Source organism: Streptomyces sp. NPDC101110, from assembly GCF_044759525.1.
GTDB lineage: Bacteria > Actinomycetota > Actinomycetes > Streptomycetales > Streptomycetaceae > Streptomyces.
Map to the genome: position 1 here is coordinate 1 of NZ_JBIVZM010000010.1, position 23,337 is coordinate 23,337.

The 23,337-nt window shown below is 71.2% G+C and carries 24 protein-coding genes; 10 read left to right on the plus strand and 14 right to left on the minus strand.

What is annotated here, in order from left to right; translation table 11 throughout:
- Positions 1–385: 385 nt before the first annotated feature.
- Positions 386–1,027 (minus strand): DNA-3-methyladenine glycosylase, encoded by a 642-nt coding sequence (locus ACIQU3_RS23030; protein WP_403744421.1) that lies wholly within the window; start codon positions 1,025–1,027, stop codon positions 386–388.
- Positions 1,028–1,171: 144 nt separating this feature from the next.
- On the opposite strand from ACIQU3_RS23030, the gene ACIQU3_RS23035 reads away from it, so the two are divergent.
- From ACIQU3_RS23035 to ACIQU3_RS23045, 3 genes are all read left to right on the plus strand, one after another.
- Complete coding sequence (locus tag ACIQU3_RS23035) at positions 1,172–1,954, plus strand: sporulation protein (protein ID WP_403744419.1); 783 nt, start codon at positions 1,172–1,174, stop codon at positions 1,952–1,954.
- Positions 1,955–1,994: 40 nt separating this feature from the next.
- On the plus strand, positions 1,995–2,534 hold the full coding sequence (locus ACIQU3_RS23040) for a YbhB/YbcL family Raf kinase inhibitor-like protein (RefSeq protein WP_403744417.1): 540 nt from the start codon (positions 1,995–1,997) through the stop codon (positions 2,532–2,534).
- A gap of 207 nt (positions 2,535–2,741) precedes the next feature.
- Positions 2,742–3,248: an HNH endonuclease gene (locus ACIQU3_RS23045; RefSeq protein ID WP_403744414.1), complete on the plus strand. Its 507-nt coding sequence runs from the start codon at positions 2,742–2,744 to the stop codon at positions 3,246–3,248.
- A gap of 113 nt (positions 3,249–3,361) precedes the next feature.
- Here ACIQU3_RS23045 and ACIQU3_RS23050 read toward each other — a convergent pair whose 3' ends face one another.
- The 3 genes from ACIQU3_RS23050 to ACIQU3_RS23060 all read right to left on the minus strand — a co-directional run bounded on the left by ACIQU3_RS23050 (position 3,362) and on the right by ACIQU3_RS23060 (position 5,779).
- Complete coding sequence (locus tag ACIQU3_RS23050) at positions 3,362–4,321, minus strand: SPFH domain-containing protein (RefSeq protein WP_234850251.1); 960 nt, start codon at positions 4,319–4,321, stop codon at positions 3,362–3,364.
- 133 nt (positions 4,322–4,454) lie between these two features.
- Complete coding sequence (locus tag ACIQU3_RS23055) at positions 4,455–4,886, minus strand: NfeD family protein (RefSeq protein ID WP_403927531.1); 432 nt, start codon at positions 4,884–4,886, stop codon at positions 4,455–4,457.
- 95 nt (positions 4,887–4,981) lie between these two features.
- Complete coding sequence (locus ACIQU3_RS23060; protein ID WP_403744408.1) at positions 4,982–5,779, minus strand: ABC transporter ATP-binding protein; 798 nt, start codon at positions 5,777–5,779, stop codon at positions 4,982–4,984.
- A gap of 212 nt (positions 5,780–5,991) precedes the next feature.
- On the opposite strand from ACIQU3_RS23060, the gene ACIQU3_RS23065 reads away from it, so the two are divergent.
- Positions 5,992–6,726, plus strand: coding sequence for a hypothetical protein (locus ACIQU3_RS23065; RefSeq protein ID WP_403927534.1), 735 nt, complete (start codon positions 5,992–5,994; stop codon positions 6,724–6,726).
- 272 nt (positions 6,727–6,998) lie between these two features.
- On the opposite strand, the gene ACIQU3_RS23070 is transcribed toward ACIQU3_RS23065, so the two are convergent.
- The 3 genes from ACIQU3_RS23070 to ACIQU3_RS23080 all read right to left on the minus strand — a co-directional run bounded on the left by ACIQU3_RS23070 (position 6,999) and on the right by ACIQU3_RS23080 (position 9,176).
- The gene (locus ACIQU3_RS23070) at positions 6,999–7,241 is read right to left on the minus strand and encodes a chaplin (protein WP_366709342.1); all 243 of its coding nucleotides are present in this window, start codon (positions 7,239–7,241) and stop codon (positions 6,999–7,001) included.
- A 155-nt stretch (positions 7,242–7,396) separates the two neighbouring features.
- Positions 7,397–8,038 (minus strand): response regulator, encoded by a 642-nt coding sequence (locus ACIQU3_RS23075; protein WP_403744404.1) that lies wholly within the window; start codon positions 8,036–8,038, stop codon positions 7,397–7,399.
- Entirely contained in the window at positions 8,031–9,176 is a 1,146-nt protein-coding gene (locus tag ACIQU3_RS23080; protein ID WP_403744402.1) for a GAF domain-containing sensor histidine kinase, read from the minus strand. Before ACIQU3_RS23080 ends, ACIQU3_RS23075 begins: the two co-directional genes overlap by 8 nt.
- Before the next feature lie 331 nt (positions 9,177–9,507).
- Between ACIQU3_RS23080 and ACIQU3_RS23085 the strand changes: the two genes are divergently transcribed.
- From ACIQU3_RS23085 to ACIQU3_RS23095, 3 genes are all read left to right on the plus strand, one after another.
- Positions 9,508–10,206, plus strand: coding sequence for an SDR family NAD(P)-dependent oxidoreductase (locus tag ACIQU3_RS23085; protein WP_403927537.1), 699 nt, complete (start codon positions 9,508–9,510; stop codon positions 10,204–10,206).
- Positions 10,203–11,246, plus strand: a complete 1,044-nt coding sequence (locus ACIQU3_RS23090; RefSeq protein WP_403927540.1) for an S-adenosylmethionine:tRNA ribosyltransferase-isomerase — start codon at positions 10,203–10,205, stop codon at positions 11,244–11,246. The genes ACIQU3_RS23085 and ACIQU3_RS23090 overlap by 4 nt, the downstream gene beginning before the upstream one ends.
- A gap of 343 nt (positions 11,247–11,589) precedes the next feature.
- A complete protein-coding gene (locus tag ACIQU3_RS23095; protein WP_361115738.1) occupies positions 11,590–12,321 on the plus strand; it encodes a transglycosylase SLT domain-containing protein in 732 nt (243 codons plus the stop codon).
- Between the two features lie 93 nt (positions 12,322–12,414).
- On the opposite strand, the gene ACIQU3_RS23100 is transcribed toward ACIQU3_RS23095, so the two are convergent.
- Entirely contained in the window at positions 12,415–14,940 is a 2,526-nt protein-coding gene (locus tag ACIQU3_RS23100; protein ID WP_403744395.1) for an FHA domain-containing protein, read from the minus strand.
- A gap of 242 nt (positions 14,941–15,182) precedes the next feature.
- On the opposite strand from ACIQU3_RS23100, the gene ACIQU3_RS23105 reads away from it, so the two are divergent.
- Both ACIQU3_RS23105 and serB read left to right on the plus strand, forming a co-directional pair.
- Positions 15,183–17,135 carry a streptophobe family protein gene (locus ACIQU3_RS23105; RefSeq protein WP_403744393.1) on the plus strand — a complete coding sequence of 651 codons (1,953 nt, stop codon included), beginning with the start codon at positions 15,183–15,185 and terminating at the stop codon, positions 17,133–17,135.
- 151 nt (positions 17,136–17,286) lie between these two features.
- Positions 17,287–18,513 carry a phosphoserine phosphatase SerB gene (serB, locus tag ACIQU3_RS23110; RefSeq protein ID WP_403927542.1) on the plus strand — a complete coding sequence of 409 codons (1,227 nt, stop codon included), beginning with the start codon at positions 17,287–17,289 and terminating at the stop codon, positions 18,511–18,513.
- A 68-nt stretch (positions 18,514–18,581) separates the two neighbouring features.
- Here serB and ACIQU3_RS23115 read toward each other — a convergent pair whose 3' ends face one another.
- The 4 genes from ACIQU3_RS23115 to ACIQU3_RS23130 form a co-directional block, all read right to left on the minus strand.
- Positions 18,582–19,100, minus strand: a complete 519-nt coding sequence (locus tag ACIQU3_RS23115; protein WP_403744387.1) for a SixA phosphatase family protein — start codon at positions 19,098–19,100, stop codon at positions 18,582–18,584.
- Between the two features lie 65 nt (positions 19,101–19,165).
- Positions 19,166–19,372, minus strand: a complete 207-nt coding sequence (locus ACIQU3_RS23120) for a hypothetical protein (protein WP_385664311.1) — start codon at positions 19,370–19,372, stop codon at positions 19,166–19,168.
- A gap of 165 nt (positions 19,373–19,537) precedes the next feature.
- The gene (locus tag ACIQU3_RS23125; RefSeq protein ID WP_097215821.1) at positions 19,538–19,654 is read right to left on the minus strand and encodes an SGM_5486 family transporter-associated protein; all 117 of its coding nucleotides are present in this window, start codon (positions 19,652–19,654) and stop codon (positions 19,538–19,540) included.
- Positions 19,655–19,801: 147 nt separating this feature from the next.
- On the minus strand, positions 19,802–21,163 hold the full coding sequence (locus ACIQU3_RS23130) for a CynX/NimT family MFS transporter (protein ID WP_403927545.1): 1,362 nt from the start codon (positions 21,161–21,163) through the stop codon (positions 19,802–19,804).
- Positions 21,164–21,236: 73 nt separating this feature from the next.
- Here ACIQU3_RS23130 and ACIQU3_RS23135 point away from each other — a divergent pair, with 73 nt between their 5' ends.
- On the plus strand, positions 21,237–21,929 hold the full coding sequence (locus ACIQU3_RS23135; protein WP_403730462.1) for a FadR/GntR family transcriptional regulator: 693 nt from the start codon (positions 21,237–21,239) through the stop codon (positions 21,927–21,929).
- A 99-nt stretch (positions 21,930–22,028) separates the two neighbouring features.
- Here the strand turns inward: ACIQU3_RS23135 and ACIQU3_RS23140 are convergent, their stop codons facing one another.
- Both ACIQU3_RS23140 and fabI read right to left on the minus strand, forming a co-directional pair.
- Positions 22,029–22,382 carry a hypothetical protein gene (locus ACIQU3_RS23140; protein ID WP_403927547.1) on the minus strand — a complete coding sequence of 118 codons (354 nt, stop codon included), beginning with the start codon at positions 22,380–22,382 and terminating at the stop codon, positions 22,029–22,031.
- A 182-nt stretch (positions 22,383–22,564) separates the two neighbouring features.
- A complete protein-coding gene (fabI, locus tag ACIQU3_RS23145; RefSeq protein ID WP_366709355.1) occupies positions 22,565–23,332 on the minus strand; it encodes an enoyl-ACP reductase FabI in 768 nt (255 codons plus the stop codon).
- Between the last annotated feature and the right edge of the window lie 5 nt (positions 23,333–23,337).

The window sequence follows — 23,337 nt, forward strand, 5'->3', positions numbered from 1 at the left end:
GGCGTTGACTTTTGGCACGCTGTTGAGTTCTCAAGGAACGGTCGCTTCCTTTGTACTCACCCTCTCGGGCTTTCCTCCGGGCGCTTCCCTTCGGTCTTGCGTTTCCGACTCTATCAGATCCTTTTCGATCCGATTCCCAGTCGATGGGATTTGCCGTTCGGCCCCGGGCTTTCGCTCGTCGGCCTTTCGACATTCACTACGTTAGCGGATTCCCCGTCCAACTCATAATCGAGTCTGTCGGCGTCGAATTCGGGCATGCGGGCACGCCGAATTCGCCCCTGCTGAGGGGAGTCGCTAGGTAGTTGGTTTGGCCGCTTCCGGCTGCTGGCGATCGCCATACCCGGTTCAGCGGCTCGGGCTACATTACGCACCTCGGCAGAGCGCGTCAACTTCGACGGCGCCTCGGGACATGGGCCCGATACGGGCTCACGGTCGGGTCGTTGGCGACCCAGAAACGCCAGGGGTGTACGGCACCCTCGCCGCCGACGCCCGTCCTGGGTCCGCTGAGTACCTGGTCGGAGGGCACAGACGTGCCGGTCAGCATGCGGAGCGGGGTGTCCTCGAAGGTGCACGCGTCCGTGCCGTCCAGGGAGCGGTCCACGTTCAGGGCCGTGGCCAGACGGGCCGGCCCTTTGGCCAGTTCCTTGTCGTTGCGGGCCGAGAGTCGACGGGTGCGGGCCAGCTCGGCACCCTCGATGATCTCGCCGGCGCGCAGCAGGACCGCACTCGCCTTTCCCTCGGGTCCGCAGACCAGGTTCATGCAGAACCACATGCCATAGGTGAAGTAGACGTACACGTGTCCGGGCGGGCCGAACATCACGCTGTTGCGGGCGGTGCGGCCGCGGTAGGCGTGGGAGCCCGGGTCGCTCTCACCGTCGTAGGCCTCGACCTCGGTGAGCCGGAGGGCGATCGGACCGTCCGGGGTGCTGCGTACCAGGATGCGGCCGAGCAGATCGGGCGCGACATCCAGGACGGGCCGGTCGAAGAACTCCCTGGACAGGGGCGTACGGTCAGGGGTCGCGATCATGCCGTCCGAGGGTACTGGAGATGAGTGGTACCGCGGGGTGGCCGCCGGGCACCGCCCTTGCCAGGGTGGGGCTTGGAACCGGCCACGGCCGGATCGCGTTTGTACGGATCAAGGATCCACCCGTTGTGGGCGAGAGGGAGAGACATGGCGTTCAAGAAGCTGCTCGCGAGCCTGGGGGCCGGCGGGGCTTCGGTCGAGACGGTGCTGCACGAGGTCAACGTCGTCCCGGGCGGTGTCGTCCAGGGCGAGGTGCGGATCCAGGGCGGCTCCGTCAACCAGCAGATCGAGGGGCTCTCGGTCGGTCTGCAGGCCAAGGTCGAGGTGGAGAGCGGCGACCAGGAGTACAAGCAGGACATCGAGTTCACGAAGTCGCGGCTGGGCGGTGCGTTCGAGCTGCAGGCGGGCGCGGTGCACGCGGTGCAGTTCGGTCTCGAGATCCCGTGGGAGACGCCGATCACGATGATCGACGGTCAGGCGCTGCGCGGCATGAACATCGGGGTGTCGACCGAGCTGGAGATCGCGCGTGCGGTGGACTCGGGTGACCTGGACCCGGTCAACGTGCACCCGCTGCCGGCGCAGAAGGCGATCCTCGACGCGTTCATCCAGCTGGGCTTCCGGTTCAAGAACGCGGACATGGAGCGCGGCGTGATCCGGGGTACGCGGCAGCGGCTGCCGTTCTACCAGGAGATCGAGTTCTACCCGCCGCAGCAGTACCGCGGGCTGAACCAGGTCGAGCTGAGCTTCGTGGCCGACCAGAGCGCCATGGACGTGGTGCTGGAGATGGACAAGAAGCCGGGGCTCTTCAGCGAGGGCAGCGACACCTTCCGGTCCTTCCAGGTGGGCCTCAACGACTACCAGGGGACGGACTGGACGGCGTATCTCAACCAGTGGCTGTCCGAGGTCGGCAGCAAGCGCAACTGGTTCTAGGCTCGGGGGCGACTGCAAGAAACGATCAGGAGGTACCGAGGTGACCGAGCTCAAGCGGCGGCCGCTCCCCCACGACTTCCATCCGCCAGTCGCGTCGTTCACGGTGACGAGCGAGGACATCGAGGAAGGCGCGACGCTCAAGGACGCTCAGGTCCAGGCGGCGGGCAACACTTCGCCGCAGCTGCGGTGGGAGGGTTTCCCGCCCGAGACCAAGAGCTTCGCCGTGACCTGCTACGACCCCGATGCCCCGACGGGCAGCGGTTTCTGGCACTGGGTGCTGTTCGACATCCCTGCGTCGGTGACCGAGCTGCCGGTGGGTGCCGGCAGTGGCAAGTTCGACGGTCTGCCGGAGGGTGCGATCCACGCGCGCAACGACTACGGCGACAGGGAGTTCGGCGGAGCCGCGCCGCCGCCCGGGGACGGGCCGCACCGCTATGTGTTCACGGTGTACGCCGTGGACGAGGAGAAGCTCGGGCCGGACGCGGACGCGTCGCCCGCGGTGGTCGGTTTCAACCTGCGGTTCCACACGATCGGGCGGGCCCAGCTGATCGGTGAGTACGAGGTGCCCGCCGAGGGCTGAGCAAGCCGCCCACGATCCCGGCGTTCATGGAACGTTTGCCCGCTCCTGGTCTTGGAATTGATCAGGAGCGGGCATTTTTGTTGCCGGGGGCCGCGGGGGTCACCCCTCGTGAGAGCAGCAGATATTGCGTTGTCCATCTCGGCGTGCCCGGCCAGAGTTGATCCCAGCCCGCCAGGGGGTGGGCCGGTGCACGGGAGGTGGGCTGGTATGCGGGACACGCTGGTACTGAACGCGAGCTTCGAGCCGCTGTCGACGGTGACGTTGAACCGAGCCGTCGTTCTGGTGCTTCAGGACAAGGCCGTCGTCGAGCAGGCCCACCCCGAACTGCGGATGCGGGGAGCCGCGGTCGACATACCGGCTCCGCGGGTGATCAGGCTCTGCCAGTACGTACGGGTGCCGTTCCGAAGACGAGCTCCGTGGTCGAGGCGGGGTGTGCTCGTGAGGGACCGGCACCGGTGCGCGTACTGCGGGAGGCGGGCGACGACCGTGGACCACGTGGTGCCGCGGTCGCAGGGTGGTCAGGACACGTGGCTGAACACGGTGGCCTCGTGTGCGCAGGACAACCACCGGAAGGCGAATCGGACTCCGGAGGAGGCGGGGATGCCGCTGCTGCGGCGGCCGTTCGAACCGACTCCGGCTGATGCGATGTTGCTGACGCTGGCGCAGGAGGACTTTGCGGCGCTGCCGGATTGGCTGGTGCTGGATGCGGCGTGAAGCGGGCGCCGTCGGGCCTCGGGTGGTTCTTCCGCCGCGGGTTCGTCTCGGCTGATCGCGCAGTTCCCCGCACCCCTTGGGTGGGTGCGGGGAACGTTGCTCGGTGAGTGCTGTCAGTCGATGTGCGGCTTCTCGCGGCGCTCCTGGGCGGGGACGCTTGCTCCGGTGGCGCCGCCGTTGCCACCGGAACCACCGCCGATGCCGCCGAAGTTGCCCATGGCGCCGGAGAGGCCCTTGAGGGCGTCGCCGATCTCGCTGGGGACGATCCAGAGTTTGTTGGCGTCACCCTCGGCGATCTTGGGGAGCATCTGGAGGTACTGGTAGGAGAGGAGCTTCTGGTCCGGGTCGCCCGCGTGGATGGCCTCGAAGACCGTGCGGACGGCCTGGGCCTCGCCCTCGGCCCGCAGGGCCGCGGCCTTGGCCTCACCCTCGGCGCGCAGGATCTGGGACTGCTTCTCGCCCTCGGCGCGCAGGATCTCGGACTGGCGGACACCTTCGGCCTGGAGGATCGCGGCGCGCTTGTCGCGGTCTGCGCGCATCTGCTTCTCCATCGAGTCCTGGATGGAGGTGGGCGGTTCGATCGCCTTCAGCTCGACGCGGTTGACGCGGATGCCCCACTTGCCGGTGGCCTCGTCGAGGACGCCGCGCAGAGCCGCGTTGATCTCCTCGCGGGAGGTCAGGGTCCGCTCCAGGTCCATGCCGCCGATGATGTTGCGCAGGGTGGTGACGGTGAGCTGCTCGATCGCCTGGATGTAGCTGGCGACTTCGTACGTCGCGGCCCGGGCGTCGGTGACCTGGTAGTAGATGACGGTGTCGATGTTGACGACCAGGTTGTCCTGGGTGATCACCGGCTGCGGCGGGAACGGGACGACCTGTTCACGCAGGTCGATGCGGTTGCGGATGGTGTCGATGAACGGGACGACGATGTTGAGGCCCGCATTGAGTGTCCGCGTGTAGCGCCCGAAGCGCTCGACGATGGCCGCACTGGCCTGTGGGATGACTTGGATCGTCTTGATCAGGGCGATGAAGACCAACACCACCAGAATGATCAGGACGATGATGACCGGTTCCATCGTCGTTCCCCGTGTCCCTTCTCCGCTGCGGCGCCTTCGGCAGATCTTATGGTTGTCGAAGATCTTGCTGGTCGAGTCTGACAGACCGTCGCGTTGCTGGCGAGGAGTTCCGCTCCGGTTACGTCCTGCGAGGTCACATGACGATCGCGGTGGCTCCTTCGATGTCCACGACGTCCACTTCCTGGCCCACTTCGAAAGCGTGGCCGGTGTCGAGGGCCCGGGCCGACCAGACCTCGCCGGCGAGTTTGATCCGGCCGCCGGAGCCGTCGACGCGTTCCAGGACGACGGCTTGTCTGCCCTTCAACGCATCGACGCCGGTGGCGAATTGGGGTCGCTGTGCGCGGTGCCGGTTCGCGATGGGCCGTACGACGGCGATGCCCGCGGTCGAGATGACGGCGAAGACCACGACCTGGGCCACGGCGCCGCCGCCGAAGACGCCGGTGACGACCGCCGCGGCGACGGCGCCCACCGCCAGCATGCCCAGTTCGGGCATGGCGGTCACCACGAGCGCGATGCCGAGCGCTGTCGCGCCGATGAGCCACCACAGCCATGCGTCGATGTCCACCTGGTCATGGTAGGTCCGCGGGCCCTGTCGACGACAGGGCGCCCGTGGTGTGAAATCCCGTTCTCCCTCCGGGATTTGTGGGGTGTGGGTCCGGCTCAGGAGAGCGGGAGGCCCTGCGCGGTCCAGCGCTCGCCCGCCTGTTCGACGACGAGCGGCAGGCCGAAGCAGAGGGAGAGGTTGCGGGAGGTGAGTTCGAGCTCCAGCGGGCCGGCGGCGAGGACCTTGCCCTGGCGGATCATGAGGACGTGGGTGAAGCCCGGGGGGATCTCCTCGACGTGGTGGGTGACCATGAGCATCGAGGGAGCGATCGGGTCCAGGGCGAGGCGGCCGAGGCGGCGGACGAGGTCCTCGCGGCCGCCGAGGTCGAGACCGGCGGCGGGCTCGTCGAGGAGGAGCAGCTCGGGGTCGGTCATCAGGGCGCGGGCGATCAGGGTGCGCTTGCGCTCGCCCTCGGAGAGCGTGCCGAACCTGCGGTCCAGGTACTCGCTCATGCCGAGGCGGTCGAGGAAGGCACGGGCGCGCTGCTCGTCGATCTCCTCGTAGTCCTCGTGCCACGTGGCGGTCATGCCGTACGCGGCGGTCAGGACGGTCTCCAGGACCGTTTGCCGCTTGGGGAGCTTCTCGGCCATGGCGATTCCGGCCATGCCGATGCGGGGGCGCAGTTCGAAGACGTCGGAGCCGGGCCTGCCGAGGGTCTCGCCGAGGATGGCGGCGGTGCCCGAGCTGGGGAAGAGGTAGGTGGAAGCGAGGTTGAGGAGGGTGGTCTTGCCGGCGCCGTTCGGGCCCAGGATGACCCAGCGCTCGCCCTCCTTGACCGACCAGGAGACCTGGTCCACCAGAGCCCGGCCCTCACGGACCACGGATACGTCCTGAAGCTCCAGAACATCGCTCATGAGCGCGTTGTCTCCCCTTGCAGTGTGGCCGGTCTCGGCTGTCGCGTAAGCCTGTGGCTCGGTCCGCCGCGCCGGTGGGCGCAGCCCTCCATGAAATCTACGCCACCGGTCGGCCGGGGCATTCCCTCGGTCCGGTCCTTGGAGGGTCCTAGGGTGGAGGCATGCTCTCGGAACCACGTGCTGGACGTCTCGCAGCTTAGGGAAATGCCCTTTTGGCCGGTTTTGTCTCGCCGGATGACGCCGTCCTGGCCATCGTCGGCGCGGACGCGGTGCACCGGGTGGAGGGGCTGCCGGGTGAGACGGGGCAGGTCGGGCTGACCCTCGCGCTCGGACGGCTGCGGACGCTCGGGGTGACCGGGCTGCGGGTGGCGCTGCCCGCGCCGGGGCATCCGCTGGGGCTGAGCGGGCCGCCGGAGTTCAACGCGCGGGCGCTGGAGGCCGAGGAGGCGGCGGTCTGTCACGGAGCCGCCTACGGCTTGGTGCCGGACGTGTACGAGGCCGGGCCCGAGCATGTGCGGGACGAAGTGGTGTGGCATGTGCTGCCCGTGCGGGAGGCACCGCCCGCGGACGTGCCGTCGCTGGGCGAGGCGGAGCGGGAGCTGGCGGAGGCCCTGCGGGAGGCGACCGAGGTGCTGACCCGGCTGGACGTGGCCGGGTCGGGGCCGGTGGCGGAGGCGGCGGTCGACGCGTACCGGGCACGGGCCGAGCGGGGCCGGGAGGTGCTGGCGCCGGGGTATCCGCCGAGGGCGGTGCGGGTGCTGGAGCTGGCGCAGCGGGTGGGGACGCTCATCGCCGTCGCGACCGAGAGTGGGCACGGGGGTGCGGTGAGTTCCTCCGAGATCTTCGCACGGCGGGAGGCCTTGCGGCCGGTGGAGCGGACGGCTCGGCGGGCGCAGGTCGCGGCGTACAACTCCGTTGTGGAGGAGCGGGAGCGGGGGGTGCGGTGACGGTGCCCGGCGTGGGGGCTGGGGGTTTCGCAGCTCTGTGCAGCTTGGTGCTCGGCGTCGGGTCCGGGGGCGGGTGGGTCCGCAGCCCGGCGTAGCGGGACGCCTCCCCCGGGCTTTCGGCTTCGCTCGAGCAGAGGGGACCCCCACGTCCACCCGTGCCGCCAGGGCGGCACGCATGCCCGCGGCCAGGGGACAGCGCGTACGCCAAGCGGCCTCCCGGGTGGGGGCCGGGAGGCCGGTGGTTTCTCCGGCTCGGAGTCGGAGGTGGGGCGTCAGTGGTTGACGGCGAGGTTGCCGAACGCCGGGTTCAGGACGCCTCCGACGTTCACGCTGTTGCCGGAGACGTTGACCGGGATGTGCACCGGAGCCTGAACGACGTTGCCCGAGCCGACGCCCGGGGAGCCCACGGCCTTGCCGTCGGCGTGCGCGCTGGTGGCGGAGGCCATGCCCGCGCCGGCGGCCAGCAGGCCACCCGTCACCATCGTCACGGCCGCGACCTTCTTCAGGTTCTTCACTTCTGAGCCCTCCTTGCGATTGCCGCGGCAGGCGCCGCAGCACGCACTGAGAACGGTGGAGATCCGCAGAGGTTGCGCCATCTGAGGGACGTTCCCACGACAGTATGAATCTCAGTCCGGAACGCAACCTTCTGCGTGGCAGCGGAGTGAGCGTGTCAGCCGCTCACGCCATGGCGGACGGCCCACAGCGCGGCCTGCGTCCGGTCGGAGAGGTCCAGCTTCATGAGGATGTTGGAGACGTGGGTCTTGACGGTCTTCTCGGAGAGGACGAGGGCGCGGGCGATCTCCCGGTTGGAACGGCCGTCCGCTATGAGTCCGAGGACCTCGCGCTCCCGCTCGGTGAGTGAACCGGCCCTCGTGGTGCCCGCGTTGGTCTCCTCCTGTGCCAACAGGGCGCCGGCGACCTCCGGCTGGAGGAGGATGTGCCCGGCGTGGACCGAGCGGATGGCTCCGGCGAGGGCGTCGGGGTCGACGTCCTTGTACACGTAGCCCGCGGCGCCGGCGCGCAGGGCCGGAACCACCGTGCGCTGCTCGGTGAAGCTGGTGACGACCAGCACGCGGGCGGGGTTGTCCAGCTCGCGGAGCCTGCGCAGGGCGTCGACGCCGTCCATGCCCGGCATCTTGACGTCCATGAGGATGATGTCGGGCTTCAGCTCCTCGGCGCGGTCGACTCCTTCGGCACCGTCCGCCGCCTCGCCGACGACCTCGATGTCGTCCTGAACTTCCAGGAAGGTGCGCAGGCCCCGGCGGACGACCTGGTGGTCGTCGACGAGCAGCACCCTGATTGCGTCAGCCACCGGGGACCTCCATCTCGATCACGGTGCCCTTCCCGGGCGCCGATTCCACGGTCAGCGTGCCGCCGGCGCCGCCGGCCCGGTCCCGCATCGAGACCAGGCCGAGGTGGCGCCCCGCGCGGCGGACCGCGCTCGGGTCGAAGCCGCCGCCGTCGTCCGTGATCCGCAGGACGGTGCCGTTGCCCCGGCGGTCCAGGGTCACGTCGACGTGGTCGGCGCCGGAGTGGCGAAGGGCGTTGTGCAGGGCTTCCTGAGCCACGCGCAGAAGGGCTTCCTCCTGGGAGGCGGGCAGGGCCTTCACTCCGTGGCCGGTGAAGGTGACGCGGGCGCTGTGGGCGCGGTCGAGCACCTGGATCTGGGTGCGGAGGGTCGCCACGAGGCCGTCCTCGTCGAGGCCCGCGGGGCGCAACTCGACGACGGCCGCGCGAAGTTCGTCGGCGGCCTCGGCGGCCAGGGCGGCGACCTGCTGGAGTTCGCCCTTGGCGCGGGAAGGGTCGCGGTCGACCAGGCGGGCCGCGGCCTGGGCGGTCAGGCGCAGGGAGAACAGCTTCTGGCTGACGGCGTCGTGCAGCTCGTGGGCGAGGCGGGAGCGCTCCTCGGCGATGGTGAGCTCGCGGCTGCGTTCGTAGAGGCGGGCGTTGGTGAGGGCGATCGCGGCGTGCTGGGCGAGGATGCCGAGGAGTTCCTCGTCGTCCTCGGTGAAGCCGCAGCCGCCCTGGGGGCGCTCGCAGTTCTTGTTGGCCAGGAAGAGCGCGCCGATGACCTCGTCGCCGTCGCGAATCGGCAGACCGAGGAAGTCGACGAGGTCCGGGTGGGCCTTCGGCCAGCCCTCGAAGCGGGGGTCCTTGCGGACGTCCGCCAGGCGCTCGGACCTGGCCTCGCGCAGCATCGCGGCGAGGATGCCGTGCTGGCGTGGGAGGGGGCCGATGGCCTTCCACTGTTCCTCGCTGACGCCGTCCACCACGAACTGGGCGAAGCCGCCGTGGTCGTCCGGGACGCCGAGGGCGGCGTACTGCGCGTCGAGCAGCTCGCGGGCCGAGGCGACGATCGTCTTGAGGACGTCGCGCACCTCGAGGTGCCTGCTCATGGCCAGCAGCGCGGAGCTCACCGCGGCGAGGCCGGACCGGGGGCCGTGACTCATGACCTCACGGTACCGGCGGGCGGTGACGGTGCGGATCGGACCGGTGGCGGCGGGGCGCCCGGTCGCTCGGCCTAGGTCCCGGGGCCGAGGCGGTGGGACACCGAGGTGTAGGTCCCGGGGCCGAGGCGGCGGGACACCGAGGTGTAGGTCCCGGGGCCGAGACGGCGGGACACCGAGGTCTGGGTCCCTGACGCCCCGCCCTTAGGCCCTGGGCCCCCGGCCCTCTGGCGTAGGGCGAAGGGACCCGGTGGATCGGGGCCCGCGTCCGAAGCGGTGCGGGCGGCCCCGTTCCTACGGTGAGGGCACTTCGATCACCGAGAGGGAGCTGATCATGCCGGTTGCGATCATCACGGGGGCGTCCAGGGGGCTGGGCCGTGCCCTGGCCGAGGCTCTGGCCGGGCGGGGCTGGGACCTGGTGCTCGACGCCAGGGGTGCCGAGGCGTTGGCGGAGACGGCCCGGTCCGTCTCCGGGCACGGTACGCGGGTGGCCGCCCTGCCGGGGGACGTCACGGATGCCGGTCACCGGGCGGAGCTGGTGGCAGCGGCCTGGCGGCTGGGCGGGGTCGACCTGCTGGTGCACAACGCGAGCGCGCTGGGCGCGGAGCCGCTGGTCAGGCTGGAGGAGCTGCCTCTGGAGGGGCTGCGCCGGGCGCTGGAGGTGAACCTGGTGGCGGGGCTGGGCCTGGTCCAGGAGGCGCTGCCGTTGCTGCGGGCCGCGCGCGCGGGCGCTGTCGTCGCGGTCAGCTCGGACGCGGCGGCCGAGGCGTACGAGACCTGGGGCGGTTACGGGGCGTCCAAGGCGGCCCTGGATCATCTGGCGGCCGTGCTCGCCGTGGAGGAGCCGGCGCTGCGGGTCTGGGCGGTGGATCCCGGGGACATGGCCACGGAGCTGTACGCGGCGGCCGTGCCGGACGACCCGGAGCCGAGGCCGGAGCCGGCGGCCGTGGTGCCGGGGTTCCTGCGGCTGCTGGACGAGCGTCCGGCGAGCGGGCGGTACGGGGCTGCGGCGCTGCTGGACGGAGCGCGATGACACTGGCGGTGCGGGTACCGGAGGAGCTGTCGGCGCGGGTGCCGGTCGAGCAGCGGGGCCCGGGGCTGGACCGGGACGCGGTACGGCTGCTGGTGTCGCGGGGTGCCGAGGTGGCGCATCACACGTTCGCGGAGCTGCCGCGGCTGCTGCGGGCCGGGGACCTGCTGGTGGTCAACACCTCGGCCACGCTGGCGGCGGCCGTGGACGGACGGTCCGGGCACGCGCGTGTGGTGGTGCACTTCTCCACCCGCGGGGACGACGGCCGCTGGGCGGTGGAGCTGCGGGAGCCCGACGGGCGGGGCACCACACGCGTGCGTGCGGGCGGGCCGGCGGGGACGGAGGTGCGCCTGCCGGGAGGGACGGGGCTGGTTCTGGAGGAGCCCCTGAGCGGGCGGGGCGATCGGCTGTGGTGGGCGCGGGTGTCCGGGCCGGGGGTGCCGGGGCTGCTGCGGGAGCACGGGCGGCCCATCCGCTACGCCTATACGGAGCGGGACCAGCCGCTGTCCGTCCACCAGACGGTTTTCGCGCTGCCGTCGGCGGACGGGACGGGCAGTGCGGAGATGCCGAGCGCGGCTCGGCCCTTCACGGCGCGGCTGGTGGCGGAGCTGGTGAGCCGGGGGGTGCAGTTCGCGCCGGTCACGCTGCACACGGGGGTGGCCTCGACGGAGGCGCACGAGCCGCCCTACCCGGAGCGGTTCGCGGTGCCGGAGGCGTCCGCGCGGCTGATCGACGCGGCGCGGGCCGGTGGGGGCCGGGTCGTGGCGGTGGGGACGACCGCGGTGCGGGCGGTGGAGTCGGCGGTGGGCTCCGACGGGGCCGTACGCGCGCGTGCGGGCTGGACGGACCTCGTCGTCACGCCCGAGCGCGGGGTGCGGGTGGTGGACGGGCTGCTGACCGGGCTGCACGAGCCGGAGGCCTCGCATCTGCTGATGCTGGAGGCGGTCGCGGGGCGGACGGCTCTCGAGCGGGGGTACGAGGCCGCGCTGCAAGGGCGCTATCTGTGGCACGAGTTCGGGGACCTGCACCTCGTGCTGCCCTGAAAGGGCCTCACACAGAGCATCGCTTGTGCAACGGGACGTGAGACTGATCTAGGGGCGATGTGAGCCCTCGCATAGGACCCACGTCACGTACGAAAGGACGTAGGAGACAAAGTCGCCCCTATTGAGCGGCGCATACGGTCCAATCTGTCCCGATTTACCCATCCCTGATCCACTATCTCCCTTCGTACGTCACACCTTTGCCACGCGATTTTGCGGCCGCTAAGAATTGCTGACGTCGCTCAGCGCCGTGGGTTCACCTCCGCGGCGTTCGTGTCGGAAACACACCGAGTCCAACGCCGGACGCCGAGCGACTCCCGCGCTATTCGAAGAGGTCCAACGCAGCATGCCCAAGAACATCTTCAGCCGTGTTCAGAGTCGTAGCCTGACCCGTCACCACAAGATCGCCATGGCCGGTGTCGCCACCCTCGGTGCCGCCGCCATCGGGTTCTCCGCGGTGCCGAGCGGTGCCTCGACCAAGACCACGACCGAGGCCGCTCAGCCGGCTGCGGTGGCGTACAGCACCCAGCAGATCAAGGACGTCAAGGCGAGCGTCACGGACCAGATGGCCGGCGCCAGCCTGAAGGCCGAGCAGATCGCGGCGAAGAAGAAGGCCGACGCCGCGGCCGCCGCCAAGAAGAAGGCCGCCGCCGAGGCGGCGAAGAAGAAGGCCGAGGCCGAGCGCCAGGCCAAGGAGGCCGCGAGCCGCGCCGCCAAGCGCGCCGAGGCCAAGAAGAAGGCCGCCGTCAAGAGCTACCCGAACAACCTCGACGGCTGGATCCGCGAGTCGCTCGACATCCTGAAGAAGCACGACATCCCGGCGTCCTACGACGGCATCCACCGCAACATCATGCGGGAGTCCTCGGGTAACCCGAAGGCGATCAACAACTGGGACATCAACGCCATCAACGGCATCCCGTCGAAGGGTCTGCTGCAGGTCATCCCGCCGACCTTCAAGACCTGGCACGTCCCCGGCACCTCCTGGGACATCTACGACCCGGTCGCCAACATCACCGCCGCCTGCAACTACGCGGCCGACAAGTACGGCTCGATGGACAACGTCAACAGCGCGTACTGAGGTCGGCGCGGACCTCTCTGCTTCGCTGAACGGAACGCCGAAGGGCGGCACCCACCTGACGGGGTGCCGCCCTTCGGGCTCGCGGAGCGGGGACTACTTGCGCATGACCTCCGGCTCGTGGCGGCGCAGGAAGCGGGCCACGAAGAAGCCGCAGATCACGCCGAGGACGAGGAGCGCGCCCATGTCCATGGCCCAGGCCCCGGCCGTGTGCTCCCACAGCGGGTCGTTGTCGCCGACCGTCTCGGGCGGGCTGATCTTGTTGAAGTCCAGCGTGGCGCCGGAGGCGGCGACCGCCCAGCGCGACGGCATCAGGAACGAGAACTGGTTGACGCCGATCGAGCCGTGCAGCGTGAACAGGCAGCCGGTGAACACCACCTGGATGATGGCGAACATCACCAGCAGCGGCATGGTCTTCTCGGCGGTCTTCACCAGCGACGAGATGATCAGGCCGAACATCATCGAGGTGAAGCCCAGCGCCATGATCGGCACGGACAGCTCCAGCAGCGTGGCGCTGCCGAAGATCAGACCCTCCTCGGGGATCTCCCGGCTGGAGAAGCCGATGACGCCGACGAGCAGGCCCTGGAGCACGGTGATCATGCCGAGCACGAACACCTTGGACATCAGGTACGCGGAACGCGAGAGGCCGGTCGCGCGCTCCCGCTCGTAGATGACGCGTTCCTTGATCAGCTCTCGGACCGAGTTCGCCGCGCCCGCGAAGCAGGCGCCGACCGCGAGGATCAGCAGGACCGTGGTCGCCGTGCCGTTCGGGATGATCCGGCCGGTCTGCGGATTGGCCGGGTTCGGCAGCAGACCCTTGTCCGCGTCGATGAGCAGACTGACCGCGCCGAGCACGGCCGGCAGGATCACCATCAGCGCCAGGAAGCCCTTGTCGGAGGCGATCACCGACACATAGCGCCGGACCAGCGTGACGAACTGGGACATCCAGCCCTGCGGCTTCGGCGGCTTCATCGCCTGCATGGGCGGAACCTGTACGGACTGCGGCGCGACGGCGTCGATGTCCGCTGCGTACATCTGGTAGTGCTGCGAACCCTTCCAGCGGCCCGCCCAGTCGTAGTCGCGGTAGTTCTCGAAGGCGGAGAAGACATCGGCCCAGGTGTCGTAGCCGAAGAAGTTCAGTGCCTCCTCGGGAGGGCCGAAGTAGGCGACCGAGCCGCCCGGCGCCATCACCAGCAGCTTGTCGCAGATCGCCAGCTCGGCCACCGAGTGCGTGACGACGAGGACCGTACGGCCGTCGTCGGCCAGGCCGCGCAGCAGCTGCATGACGTCGCGGTCCATGCCCGGGTCGAGGCCGGAGGTCGGCTCGTCCAGGAATATCAGCGACGGCTTGGTGAGCAGCTCCAGGGCGACCGAGACGCGCTTGCGCTGGCCGCCGGACAGGGACGTGACCTTCTTGTCCTTGTGGATGTCGAGCTTGAGCTCGCGCAGCACCTCGTCGATACGGGCCTCGCGCTCGGCGGCCGTGGTGTCGGCCGGGAAGCGCAGCTTGGCCGCGTACTTGAGGGCCTTCTTGACCGTCAGCTCCTTGTGCAGGATGTCGTCCTGCGGGACCAGACCGATGCGCTGGCGGAGCTCGGCGAACTGCTTGTAGAGGTTCCTGTTGTCGTACAGCACCTCGCCCTGGTTTGCGGGCCGGTAACCGGTGAGCGCCTTGAGCAGGGTCGACTTGCCGGAGCCGGACGGGCCGATGACCGCGATCAGGGACTTCTCCGGGACGCCGAAGGAGACGTCCTTGAGGATCTGCTTGCCGCCGTCGACCGTGACGGTCAGATGGCGGGCGGAGAAGGACACCTCGCCGGTGTCGACGAACTCCTCGAGCCGGTCGCCGACGATGCGGAACGTCGAGTGGCCGACGCCGACGACGTCCGCCGGGCCGAGCAGCTGCGAGCCGCCCTTGGCGATCGGCTGGCCGTTGACGTACGTGCCGTTGTGGGAACCGAGGTCGCGGATCTCCATGCGCCCGTCGGGCGTCGCGTGGAACTCGGCGTGGTGCCGGGAGACCTGCAGGTCGGAGACGACCAGTTCGTTCTCCAGGGCACGGCCGATGCGCATCACTCGGCCGAGCGAGAACTGGTGGAACGTGGTCGGGCTGCGGTCCCCGTGGACCGGCGACGCCCCCGCGACACCGCCGGAACCCTGCTGCTGCGGAATGTGCGCCGCGGCCTGCTGCGGCTGCTGCCAGCCCGCCTGGGGGGCCTGCTGCTGCGGCGGCTGCTGGGCCGGGGCCTGCTGGCCCCAGCCGGGGTTCGCGCTCTGCGCGGTGTACGGCTGCTGCTGCGGCGGGGCCTGCGGCGTGGCGACGGAGGCCGCGGCGCCGGACAGGTTCAGGCGCGGACCGTCGGTAGCGTTGCCCAGGTTGACGGCCGAGCCCGGGCCGAGCTCCAGATGGTGGATGCGCTGCCCCTGCACGAACGTGCCGTTGGTGCTGCCGTGGTCCTCAATGACCCAACTGCGGCCGTTGAAGCTGACCGTGGCGTGACGCCAGGAGACCCTGGCGTCGTCGAAGACGACGTCCCCCTGCGGATCACGTCCGAGGGTGTATGCCCTGGACGGATCGAGCGTCCAGGTACGTCCGTTTGATTCCAGTACGAGTTCCGGCACTCCATGCCCCACTGAGTTGTCCCCCGAGTTATCCCCCGACATGGGGAGTCTAGGGATGTCGAACATCGGGGGGAACTATTTCAGGAGCGGCCCCCTGACCGAAAGTCGGGCCTCGTGAAGACCGCGCTCGGACGCGTCGGCCGATTCCGTTGACGGGGTTGAAAACGGGCCGGAGAGTGGTATTTCGTCGCGAGGGGGACATGCCTGGTGTTCCCGCCGCGTAGCGGATCGGGGGGTCTGCCATGGGCGCTGCCGTAGAGGCCGGGAGGGCGAAGGGGCACGCGCGCGTGCCGTGGGGGGATGTGCTGATGTCCGCCGTGGCCGCCGTGAGCTGGGCGTTGATCGGGATGGCGGGGACGGCGGCGCTGGGTCTGCGGCTGCTGGAGGCGGACGCGGCGGGCTCGTTGGGGCCGATGACCGCGGCGGTGGTGGCGCTCGGGTCGGGGGGTTCGGTCACGCCGTCCGGTGATGTGTCGGTGTTCGGCCTGTCGGGCGCGGAGGCGGACACGGCCATCGAGATCACGCCACTGGGCGTGAGCCTGGTCGGGGCGGTGCTGCTGTCGTGGTTCTTCCTGCGGTCCTTGCGGGGCGCGGGAGTTGTGATCGCACCGACCGAACTGCTCGCGCGGGCGGGGTCGGTGGTGGCGCTGTTCGTGGCGATGCTGGGTGGCCTGGCGTGGGCGGGGCACGACGTCGTCACGATCGACGGTGGATCGCTCGGGCTGGACGACGTGACCGGCGGGAGCGGGGGCGTCGAGATTCCGGGACTGGGGGACGTCGGGGGGCTGCTGCCGGACCGGCTGGGCGACCTGGTCGACGCGCAGGCCGCGGTCGGCTTCACGGTCGACACCGTCCCGACCCTGCTCGGCGGGCTCGGCTGGTCGGCCGGGATCCTCCTCATCGCCCTGCTGGCCTCGCGCCGTACGCCGCTGCCGCGGGGCTGGGAGGCCGTGCACCGGGTCGTGCGGCCGGCCGTGTCCGCCGTGGTGACGGTGCTGCTGGTGGCGGTTGCGGCGGGGTGCGCGGCGGCGGTGTACGCGGCGGTCGGCGACGACCATCCCCGGCGCATCGCCGGTGCGGCCTTGCTCGGGGCGCCGAACGGGGTGTGGCTGGGTGTGCCCCTCGGCCTGTTCGTGCCGTGGGACGGACGCGCGACCGGGGAACTGACCCGGTTTCTGCCCGACCCCCTGGACGACCTGCTCGGTGCCGGCTCGGGCGGGCCGGTGACACTGGGCCGACTGGCCGGGCTGGACGGGCGGGTGTGGCTGCTGGGGGTGGCCGCCGCGCTGATGATGCTGCTCGCGGGCGTGCTGGCGGGGGTGCGGACGCCGGTCGGGACGGGCGAGGGCGCCCTTGGTTTCGCGGGGCGGGGCGCGCTGCGGCTGGGTGTCGTCACCGCGTCGGCCCTGCCGCTGCTGACCCGGCTCACGGACGTCTCCGCGAGCGCGTCCCTGTCCGTACTCGGCTTCGACGCGTTCGGCGCGGGCATCGAACTGCACGGCCGTCTCGCCATGGCCCTGTTGCTGGGCGCGGCCTGGGGCGCGGCGGCCGGGGCGGCCGGGGCACTCCTCGCGTGGGGCTGCGGGGCGGCCGGGCGCCGCGCTACGGCGTCGGCCCGGGCGGCCGGGCGGGCCGGAGCCGGTCAGGCCGAAGGCCCGTCGGGCACGGGGTGGGCGGACCACGAGGCCGGGGGCGTCGCCCGGGCGGCCGGGCACAGGGCCCGTGAGACCGGCCTCCGGGCCGGGGCCGGGGCAGGGGGCGGGGCAGGCCCCGCGCAGGCCGGGGCGGGGGCAGGGGGCGGGGCAGGCCCGGCAGAGGGCGGGGCAGGGGCAGGCTCCGCGGAGGCCGGGCCCTATGCGCCGTGTACGCCGTACCGGCCGCCCAACCCGGGTACCAACCCGTACCTCCGAGTCCCCGACGAGCTGCTGGGGCCGGAGGACGCACGGTCTCCCGCGGCGGAACGGGCCTCCGATGCCGCGCCCGGGCCGGAGTCCGGCACGGGGCCGGACGACGAGCCCCCCGCTCCTGGCGACGTGCACGGCGCACCCACCGTCGTACGGCCGGTCGGGCCGCCGCCACGTGGCCCACGGCAGTCGCCCGGGCCGCGGAACGGGAACGGGCCGCCGGCGCGGCCGGACGACGGGCCGCCGCCACCGCCTCCCCCGCCGCCGTGGAAACCGCCGGGCGGAAGGTGACCGGCGAGGGCGCGGGGTGCCGTACCGGCACGGCGAACCGCACGTACCGTTGCGTAAGATTCACGCCATCGGCGCGACATGCAGTGTTCGCTGTCCGCCAGACGGACCGCGGGGGCGACAGTCACCGCGCGCCGGATACGGTGGAACCACCATGAGCGCTTCGCAGACCTCGTCTTCCGACGTCCCTGCCGACGTCCCCACCCTCCTTGTGAAGATCTTCGGCAAGGACAGGCCGGGCATCACCGCCGGTCTCTTCGACACCCTCGCCGCCTACTCCGTCGACGTCGTCGACATCGAGCAGGTCGTCACCCGTGGCCGGATGGTGCTGTGCGCGCTCGTGACCGAGCCGCCCCCGGGTCTCGAGGGCGACCTGCGGGCGACCGTCCACAGCTGGGCCGAGTCGATGAAGATGCAGGCGGAGATCATCTCCGGGCTCGGCGACAACCGGCCGCGCGGCCTGGGCCGCTCCCTGGTCACCGTGCTCGGGCATCCGCTCACCGCCGAGGCCACGGCCGCGATCGCCGCACGGATCACGAAGACCGGCGGCAACATCGACCGCATCTTCCGGCTCGCCAAGTACCCGGTGACCGCGGTCGAGTTCGCCGTCTCCGGCGTGGAGACCGAACCGCTGCGCACCGCCCTGGTGACCGACGCCGCGCGGCTCGGCATCGACGTGGCGGTCGTCGCCGCGGGCCTGTACCGGCGCGCCCAGCGCCTCGTCGTCATGGACGTCGACTCGACGCTCATCCAGGACGAGGTCATCGAGCTGTTCGCCGCGCACGCCGGCTGCGAGGACAAGGTCGCCGAGGTGACGGCGGCCGCGATGCGCGGGGAGCTGGACTTCGAGCAGTCCCTGCACGCGCGCGTGGCGCTGCTGGAGGGACTGGACGCCTCGGTCGTGGACAAGGTGCGCAGCGAGGTACGGCTGACGCCGGGTGCCCGCACCCTGATCCGTACGCTGAAGCGGCTCGGGTACCAAGTCGGCGTCGTGTCGGGCGGGTTCACTCAGGTCACGGACGACCTGAAGGAGCGGCTCGGGCTGGACTTCGCCCATGCCAACACCCTCGAGATCGTCGACGGCAGGCTGACGGGCAAGGTCACCGGCGAGATCGTCGACCGTGCGGGCAAGGCCCGGCTGCTGCGCCGGTTCGCGGCGGAGGCCGGTGTGCCGCTGTCGCAGACGGTGGCGATCGGTGACGGCGCCAACGATCTGGACATGCTGAACGCCGCGGGGCTCGGAGTGGCCTTCAACGCCAAGCCGGTGGTGCGCGAGGCGGCGCACGCCGCAGTGAACTTCCCCTTCCTGGACACGGTCCTGTACCTGCTGGGCATCACGCGTGAAGAGGTCGAGGCGGCCGACATCCTCGACATCGTCTGAGTCGACGGGAGGGGCCCGGCGCCGCACCGGCGCCGGGCCCCTGCCTCACGCGTGCCACGCGGGGATCGTCACTCGGCGGGTGCCCAGTAGTCCTGCAGCGTGGCCACTGCCGGCTCCAGGCTCTTCCACGTGCCGCCGAACGACAGCACGGCGAAGGCGGCGGCCGGGAACCCGCGTCGGGTCATCCGCTCCCGTGCGGTCTCCTCGCCCGAGCCCGCCAGGACGTCGGCGAGGCCCTGGATGCCGGGGTTGTGCCCGATCACGAGGATGTTCTGCACGTCGTCGGGGGTCTCGTTGAGCAGGGCGATCAGCTCGCCCGGCGAGGCCTCGTAGATCCGCTCCTCGTAGACGGTTTTCGGCCGGTGCGGGAACTCCTGGACGGCGAGCTTCCAGGTCTCCCGGGTCCGGACCGCGGTGGAGCACAGGGCCAGATCGAAGGCGATACCGGTGTCGGTCAGCCTGCGCCCGGCCTCCGCCGCGTCCATTCGGCCCCGGTCGGCGAGCGGTCGCTCGTGATCGGTGACCTGTGGCCAGTCGGCTTTCGCATGGCGGAAGAGGACAATCCTGCGGGATTCTGCGACGCTCATGAGATCCAGCTTCGCATGAAACACGCCACCTGGCGCAGGGAGTTGACCACCGGCTTCGGCCGTGGTCAGCGGGCCGTGAGCTGCTGGATGCGCTCGAAGAGATGGGTGATCACCGGCTCACCGGTGGCCGCGTGCGCGTCGGACGGGTTGAGGATCAGGGTGAGCAGCGCGGCGAAGGCGAGCACGGGCAGGGCGAGAGCCCACCAGGGCAGCCGGCCGGCGGCACCGGCCCGGGTCGCCGGGTGGGGCCGGGTGTGCGTAGGGGCCGACATGGGTGCCTCCGCTCTTCGAGTGGCCGGTGACCGTCTGGCGGCCACACACTTGAAGCTACGGGCTCCTCGGCTGCCAACCCATCCGGTGATCCACCCACTTGACCCTGACCCTCACCCCCTAGGGGATACGGGGGCCAGCCCCACCCCCGGCCGGGTGCGCGGGGGTCAGGGCGAGGCGATGGTCGCGATGACGGCGATGACGATGAAGATCGCGAAGAAGGCGCCGAAGACGAGCAGCATCTTCTTCTGACCGTGCTGGGGATTCGGGTCGAGCACTGGCATGGGGCCAGTCTCCCACCCCCGCTCCGCGCCGGACGCCCCGGGGTGACGTCCCCTCCCCTCCCCCGGACTCCCCGGCGCGTGGCTCAGCGGTTCCCCGGTTTCCCCGGGGCGTGACTCAGCGGTTCCCCGGTCTCCCCGGGGCGTGGCTCAGCGGGACGCCTCGTCCTCCACCGTGCGGTCGCGGCCGGCCAGGACGCCGACGACCATCTGCGGGACCATCAGGGCGCTCATCAGCGCGATGGGCAGACCCCAGCCGCCGCTGTGCTGGTAGAGGACGCCCACCAGGAGCGGTCCGGGGATGGAGATCAGGTAGCCGGTGCTCTGCGCGAACGCCGACAGCCGGACCACGCCCGGGCCGGTCCTGGCCCGCATGCCGACCATGGTCAGCGCGAGCGGGAAGGCGCAGTTGGCGACCCCGAGCAGCAGGGCCCAGGCCCAGGCGCCGGCTGCGGGCGCGAGGTAGAGCCCCGCGTAGCCGGCGAGGCCGCACAGGCCCAGGACGACCACGATCGGGCCCTGCTGGGGCAGCCGGGTGGCGAGGCGGGGTATGACGAAGGCGAGGGGCACGCCCATCACCATGGTGACCGCCAGCAGCAGTCCCGCGGTGCCGGCGGGCACACCGGCGTCCCGGAAGATCTGCGCCATCCAGCCCATGGTGATGTAGGCGGCGGTGGCCTGGAGCCCGAAGAAGACGGCCAGGGCCCAGGCGGTACGGCTCCGGGCCATCCGCAGCGGGGGCGTCTGCACGCGCGCGTGCTCCGCGGCGTCCGGAGCCGGGCTTCGTGTCGCCTGCCCGGCGGCCCGCTCCCCCTCGTTGGGCTGCAAGCCGCGTCCCCGGACGAAGGGCAGCCACGGCAGGACAGCCGCCAGGGCGAGCCCCGCCCACAGGACCAGGCCCGTCCGCCAGCTGCCGCCGAGGGCGTCGGTCACGGGTACCGTCACGGCGGCCGCGAGGGCCGTGCCGAGGGCCAGGGCCATCGAGTACAGGCCGGTCATGGATCCCACGCGGTCGGGGAACCAGCGCTTGACGATGACCGGCATCAGGACGTTGCTGACCGCGATGCCCATGAGGGCCAGGGCGCTCCCGGCCAGGAAGCCTGCCGTGCCGCCCGCGTACGGGCGTATCAGCAGGCCCGTGGCGATGGCGGCCATGCCGGCGCACACGACGGCGCCGGGCCCGAAGCGGCGGGCGAGCCGCGGGGCCATGACGCCGAAGACGGCGAAGCACAGGGGTGGCACGGAGGTGAGGAGCCCGGCGACGCTGCCGCTCATGCCGAGTCCGTCGCGTACCTCCTCCAGGAGGGCGCCGAGGCTGGTGATGGCCGGGCGGAGGTTCAGCGCGGACAGCACGATGCCGAGGACGAGCAGGCGCGTCGCCCACGCGCGCGGGGACGCGCCGTCCGGTTTCCCGGTGTCGTGCACGGCCTCCTTCCCGGTGTCGTGCGCGGCCTCGCTGCGTACGGTCGGGTGCGTCGTCGTCCGGGTTTCCTCGCTGGGCATGAGGTCCATCATAGAATCATGGGATGATTGACTGTCCACTCGTCGGTTGCCCCCGGGCGCCCCGGCCGTGCGAAGGTGTGCCATGCCCCTGAGCCATCCCCGTCGCTCGGCCCTGTCCGAGCAGGTCATCGCCGCGCTGCGGGCCCAGATCACCTCGGGTGAGTGGCCCGTCGGCTCCCGGATCCCGACCGAGCCGGAACTGGTCGAGCAGCTCGGCGTCGCCCGCAATACGGTCCGTGAGGCCGTCCGTGCCCTGTCGCACAATGGCCTGCTGGACATCCGCCAGGGTTCCGGCACGTACGTCGTGGCGACGAGCGAGCTGGCGGGGGTGATGCAGCGCCGGTTCGCCGGGGCCGACCCGCGGCACATCGCCGAGCTGCGCTCCACCCTGGAGTCGGCCGCCGCCCGGCTGGCCGCCGAGCGGCGTACGGAGCGGGACCTCAAGCAGCTCGGCGCGCTGCTGCTGCGGCGCGAGGAGGCGTGGGAGTCGGGCGACAAGGAGGCGTTCGTGACCGCGGACGCGACCTTCCACCTGGCCGTCGTGTCGGCCTCCCACAACGACGTGATGACGGCGATGTACGCGGACCTCGGCGAGGTGCTGCGGGACTGGCTGCGCGAGGACGTCGGCGAGGAGCTGACGCCGGAGACGCACATGGACCACGGACGGCTGCTGGAGGCGATCCGCGCGGGCGAGGCGGACACGGCCGCGGCGGAGGCGGCCCGCTACCCGTTCCTGTGCCGCCTGGGCGGCGTCACCTCCCCCACCGCTGACTGAACCTGCCCGGATGGCGTCATGTCCCCCACCGCCGTCCGACACCGCCCCGGCGGGGCCGGTTGTCCGCCCGCCGGACCGAGGCCGGCCGCCGGGCTCGGCTCAGCCCTCCCGCCGGTGACTGACCCACACGTCGGCCACCTCTTTCCAGCACCGGCCGGTCAGCCGCACCGTCTGGGCGGGCGCGGCCTCGACCGGTGCGCTGTCGGTGTCGATGTCCCACCAGCGGGCGCACTCGACGTGCAGGCTCACGCGGTCGGTCTCCGGGTAGGGGTTGTGGCAGTACACGGTCACCCGGGAGTCGGTCACGCGGATCCGGCAGGCCGCGCCGAAGGGGTCCGCGCCGGCGCGCTCGTCGGCGGGCACACGCGCGTGGGGTACCGCTTCGTACCCCGGGGTCAGTACGAGCGCGACGGCGGCAAGGGACACTGAGGCCGTTCGGAGGGACAAGCGCACAAGGGGACCTCCTCGGCCGTGCTGGGGAGGGGCTCGCGTGGTGAACGCATACTCCGGGATGCCCGGTTCGCGTACTCCAGAATGCCCGGCCACCGGCCTTCCCCGCCCGGCCTGCTCAGCCGAACGAGTGACGCCCCGCTCCCCGCACACTGCGGGAAACGGGGCGCCAGACGTACGGGAGATCAGGCTCCGATGGCGTGCAGCCCGCCGTCCACGTGGACGATCTCGCCGGTGGTCTTCGGGAACCAGTCGCTCAGCAGGGCCACGACGCCGCGGCCGGCCGGCTCGGGGTCCTTCAGGTCCCACTCCAGCGGGGAGCGGTCGTCCCACACGGACGCCAGCTCGCTGAAGCCCGGGATGGACTTGGCGGCCATGGATCCGAGCGGACCGGCCGAGACCAGGTTGCAGCGGATGTTCTGCTTGCCCAGGTCGCGGGCCATGTAGCGGCTGGTGGCCTCCAGGGCGGCCTTCGCCGGGCCCATCCAGTCGTACTGCGGCCAGGCGAACTGCGCGTCGAACGTCAGACCGACGACGGATCCGCCGTTCTGCATCAGCGGCAGGCAGGCCATGGTGAGCGACTTCAGGGAGTACGCCGAGACGTGCATGGCCGTGGCGACCGACTCGAACGGCGTGTTCAGGAAGTTGCCGCCGAGGGCGTCCTGCGGGGCGAAGCCGATGGAGTGCACGACACCGTCGAGACCGCCGAGCTCCTCGCCGACGATGTCGGCGAGACGGCCGAGGTGCTCGTCGTTGGTGACGTCGAGCTCGATGACCTTGGCCGGCTTGGGGAGCTTCTTGGCGATGCGCTCGGTCAGCGTGGGCCGCGGGAACGCGGTGAGGATGACCTCGGCGCCCTGCTCCTGGGCCAGCTTGGCGGCGTGGAAGGCGATGGACGCCTCCGTCAGCACGCCGGTGATCAGGACACGCTTGCCCTCGAGAATTCCGCTCATGGTGA

Bases quoted from the DNA above. Each gene is read 5' to 3' on its own strand.
- ACIQU3_RS23030 (WP_403744421.1), bottom strand. From the start codon at position 1,027: ATGATCGCGACCCCTGACCGTACGCCCCTGTCCAGGGAGTTCTTCGAC.
- ACIQU3_RS23095 (WP_361115738.1), top strand. From the start codon at position 11,590: ATGCCCAAGAACATCTTCAGCCGTGTTCAGAGTCGTAGCCTGACCCGT.
- ACIQU3_RS23115 (WP_403744387.1), bottom strand. From the start codon at position 19,100: ATGAGCGTCGCAGAATCCCGCAGGATTGTCCTCTTCCGCCATGCGAAA.
- ACIQU3_RS23135 (WP_403730462.1), top strand. From the start codon at position 21,237: ATGCCCCTGAGCCATCCCCGTCGCTCGGCCCTGTCCGAGCAGGTCATC.
- ACIQU3_RS23035 (WP_403744419.1), top strand. From the start codon at position 1,172: ATGGCGTTCAAGAAGCTGCTCGCGAGCCTGGGGGCCGGCGGGGCTTCG.
- ACIQU3_RS23125 (WP_097215821.1), bottom strand. From the start codon at position 19,654: ATGCCAGTGCTCGACCCGAATCCCCAGCACGGTCAGAAGAAGATGCTG.
- ACIQU3_RS23105 (WP_403744393.1), top strand. From the start codon at position 15,183: ATGGGCGCTGCCGTAGAGGCCGGGAGGGCGAAGGGGCACGCGCGCGTG.
- ACIQU3_RS23045 (WP_403744414.1), top strand. From the start codon at position 2,742: ATGCGGGACACGCTGGTACTGAACGCGAGCTTCGAGCCGCTGTCGACG.
- ACIQU3_RS23090 (WP_403927540.1), top strand. From the start codon at position 10,203: ATGACACTGGCGGTGCGGGTACCGGAGGAGCTGTCGGCGCGGGTGCCG.
- ACIQU3_RS23050 (WP_234850251.1), bottom strand. From the start codon at position 4,321: ATGGAACCGGTCATCATCGTCCTGATCATTCTGGTGGTGTTGGTCTTC.
- serB (WP_403927542.1), top strand. From the start codon at position 17,287: ATGAGCGCTTCGCAGACCTCGTCTTCCGACGTCCCTGCCGACGTCCCC.
- fabI (WP_366709355.1), bottom strand. From the start codon at position 23,332: ATGAGCGGAATTCTCGAGGGCAAGCGTGTCCTGATCACCGGCGTGCTG.
- ACIQU3_RS23130 (WP_403927545.1), bottom strand. From the start codon at position 21,163: ATGGACCTCATGCCCAGCGAGGAAACCCGGACGACGACGCACCCGACC.
- ACIQU3_RS23085 (WP_403927537.1), top strand. From the start codon at position 9,508: ATGCCGGTTGCGATCATCACGGGGGCGTCCAGGGGGCTGGGCCGTGCC.
- ACIQU3_RS23060 (WP_403744408.1), bottom strand. From the start codon at position 5,779: ATGAGCGATGTTCTGGAGCTTCAGGACGTATCCGTGGTCCGTGAGGGC.
- ACIQU3_RS23080 (WP_403744402.1), bottom strand. From the start codon at position 9,176: ATGAGTCACGGCCCCCGGTCCGGCCTCGCCGCGGTGAGCTCCGCGCTG.
- ACIQU3_RS23120 (WP_385664311.1), bottom strand. From the start codon at position 19,372: ATGTCGGCCCCTACGCACACCCGGCCCCACCCGGCGACCCGGGCCGGT.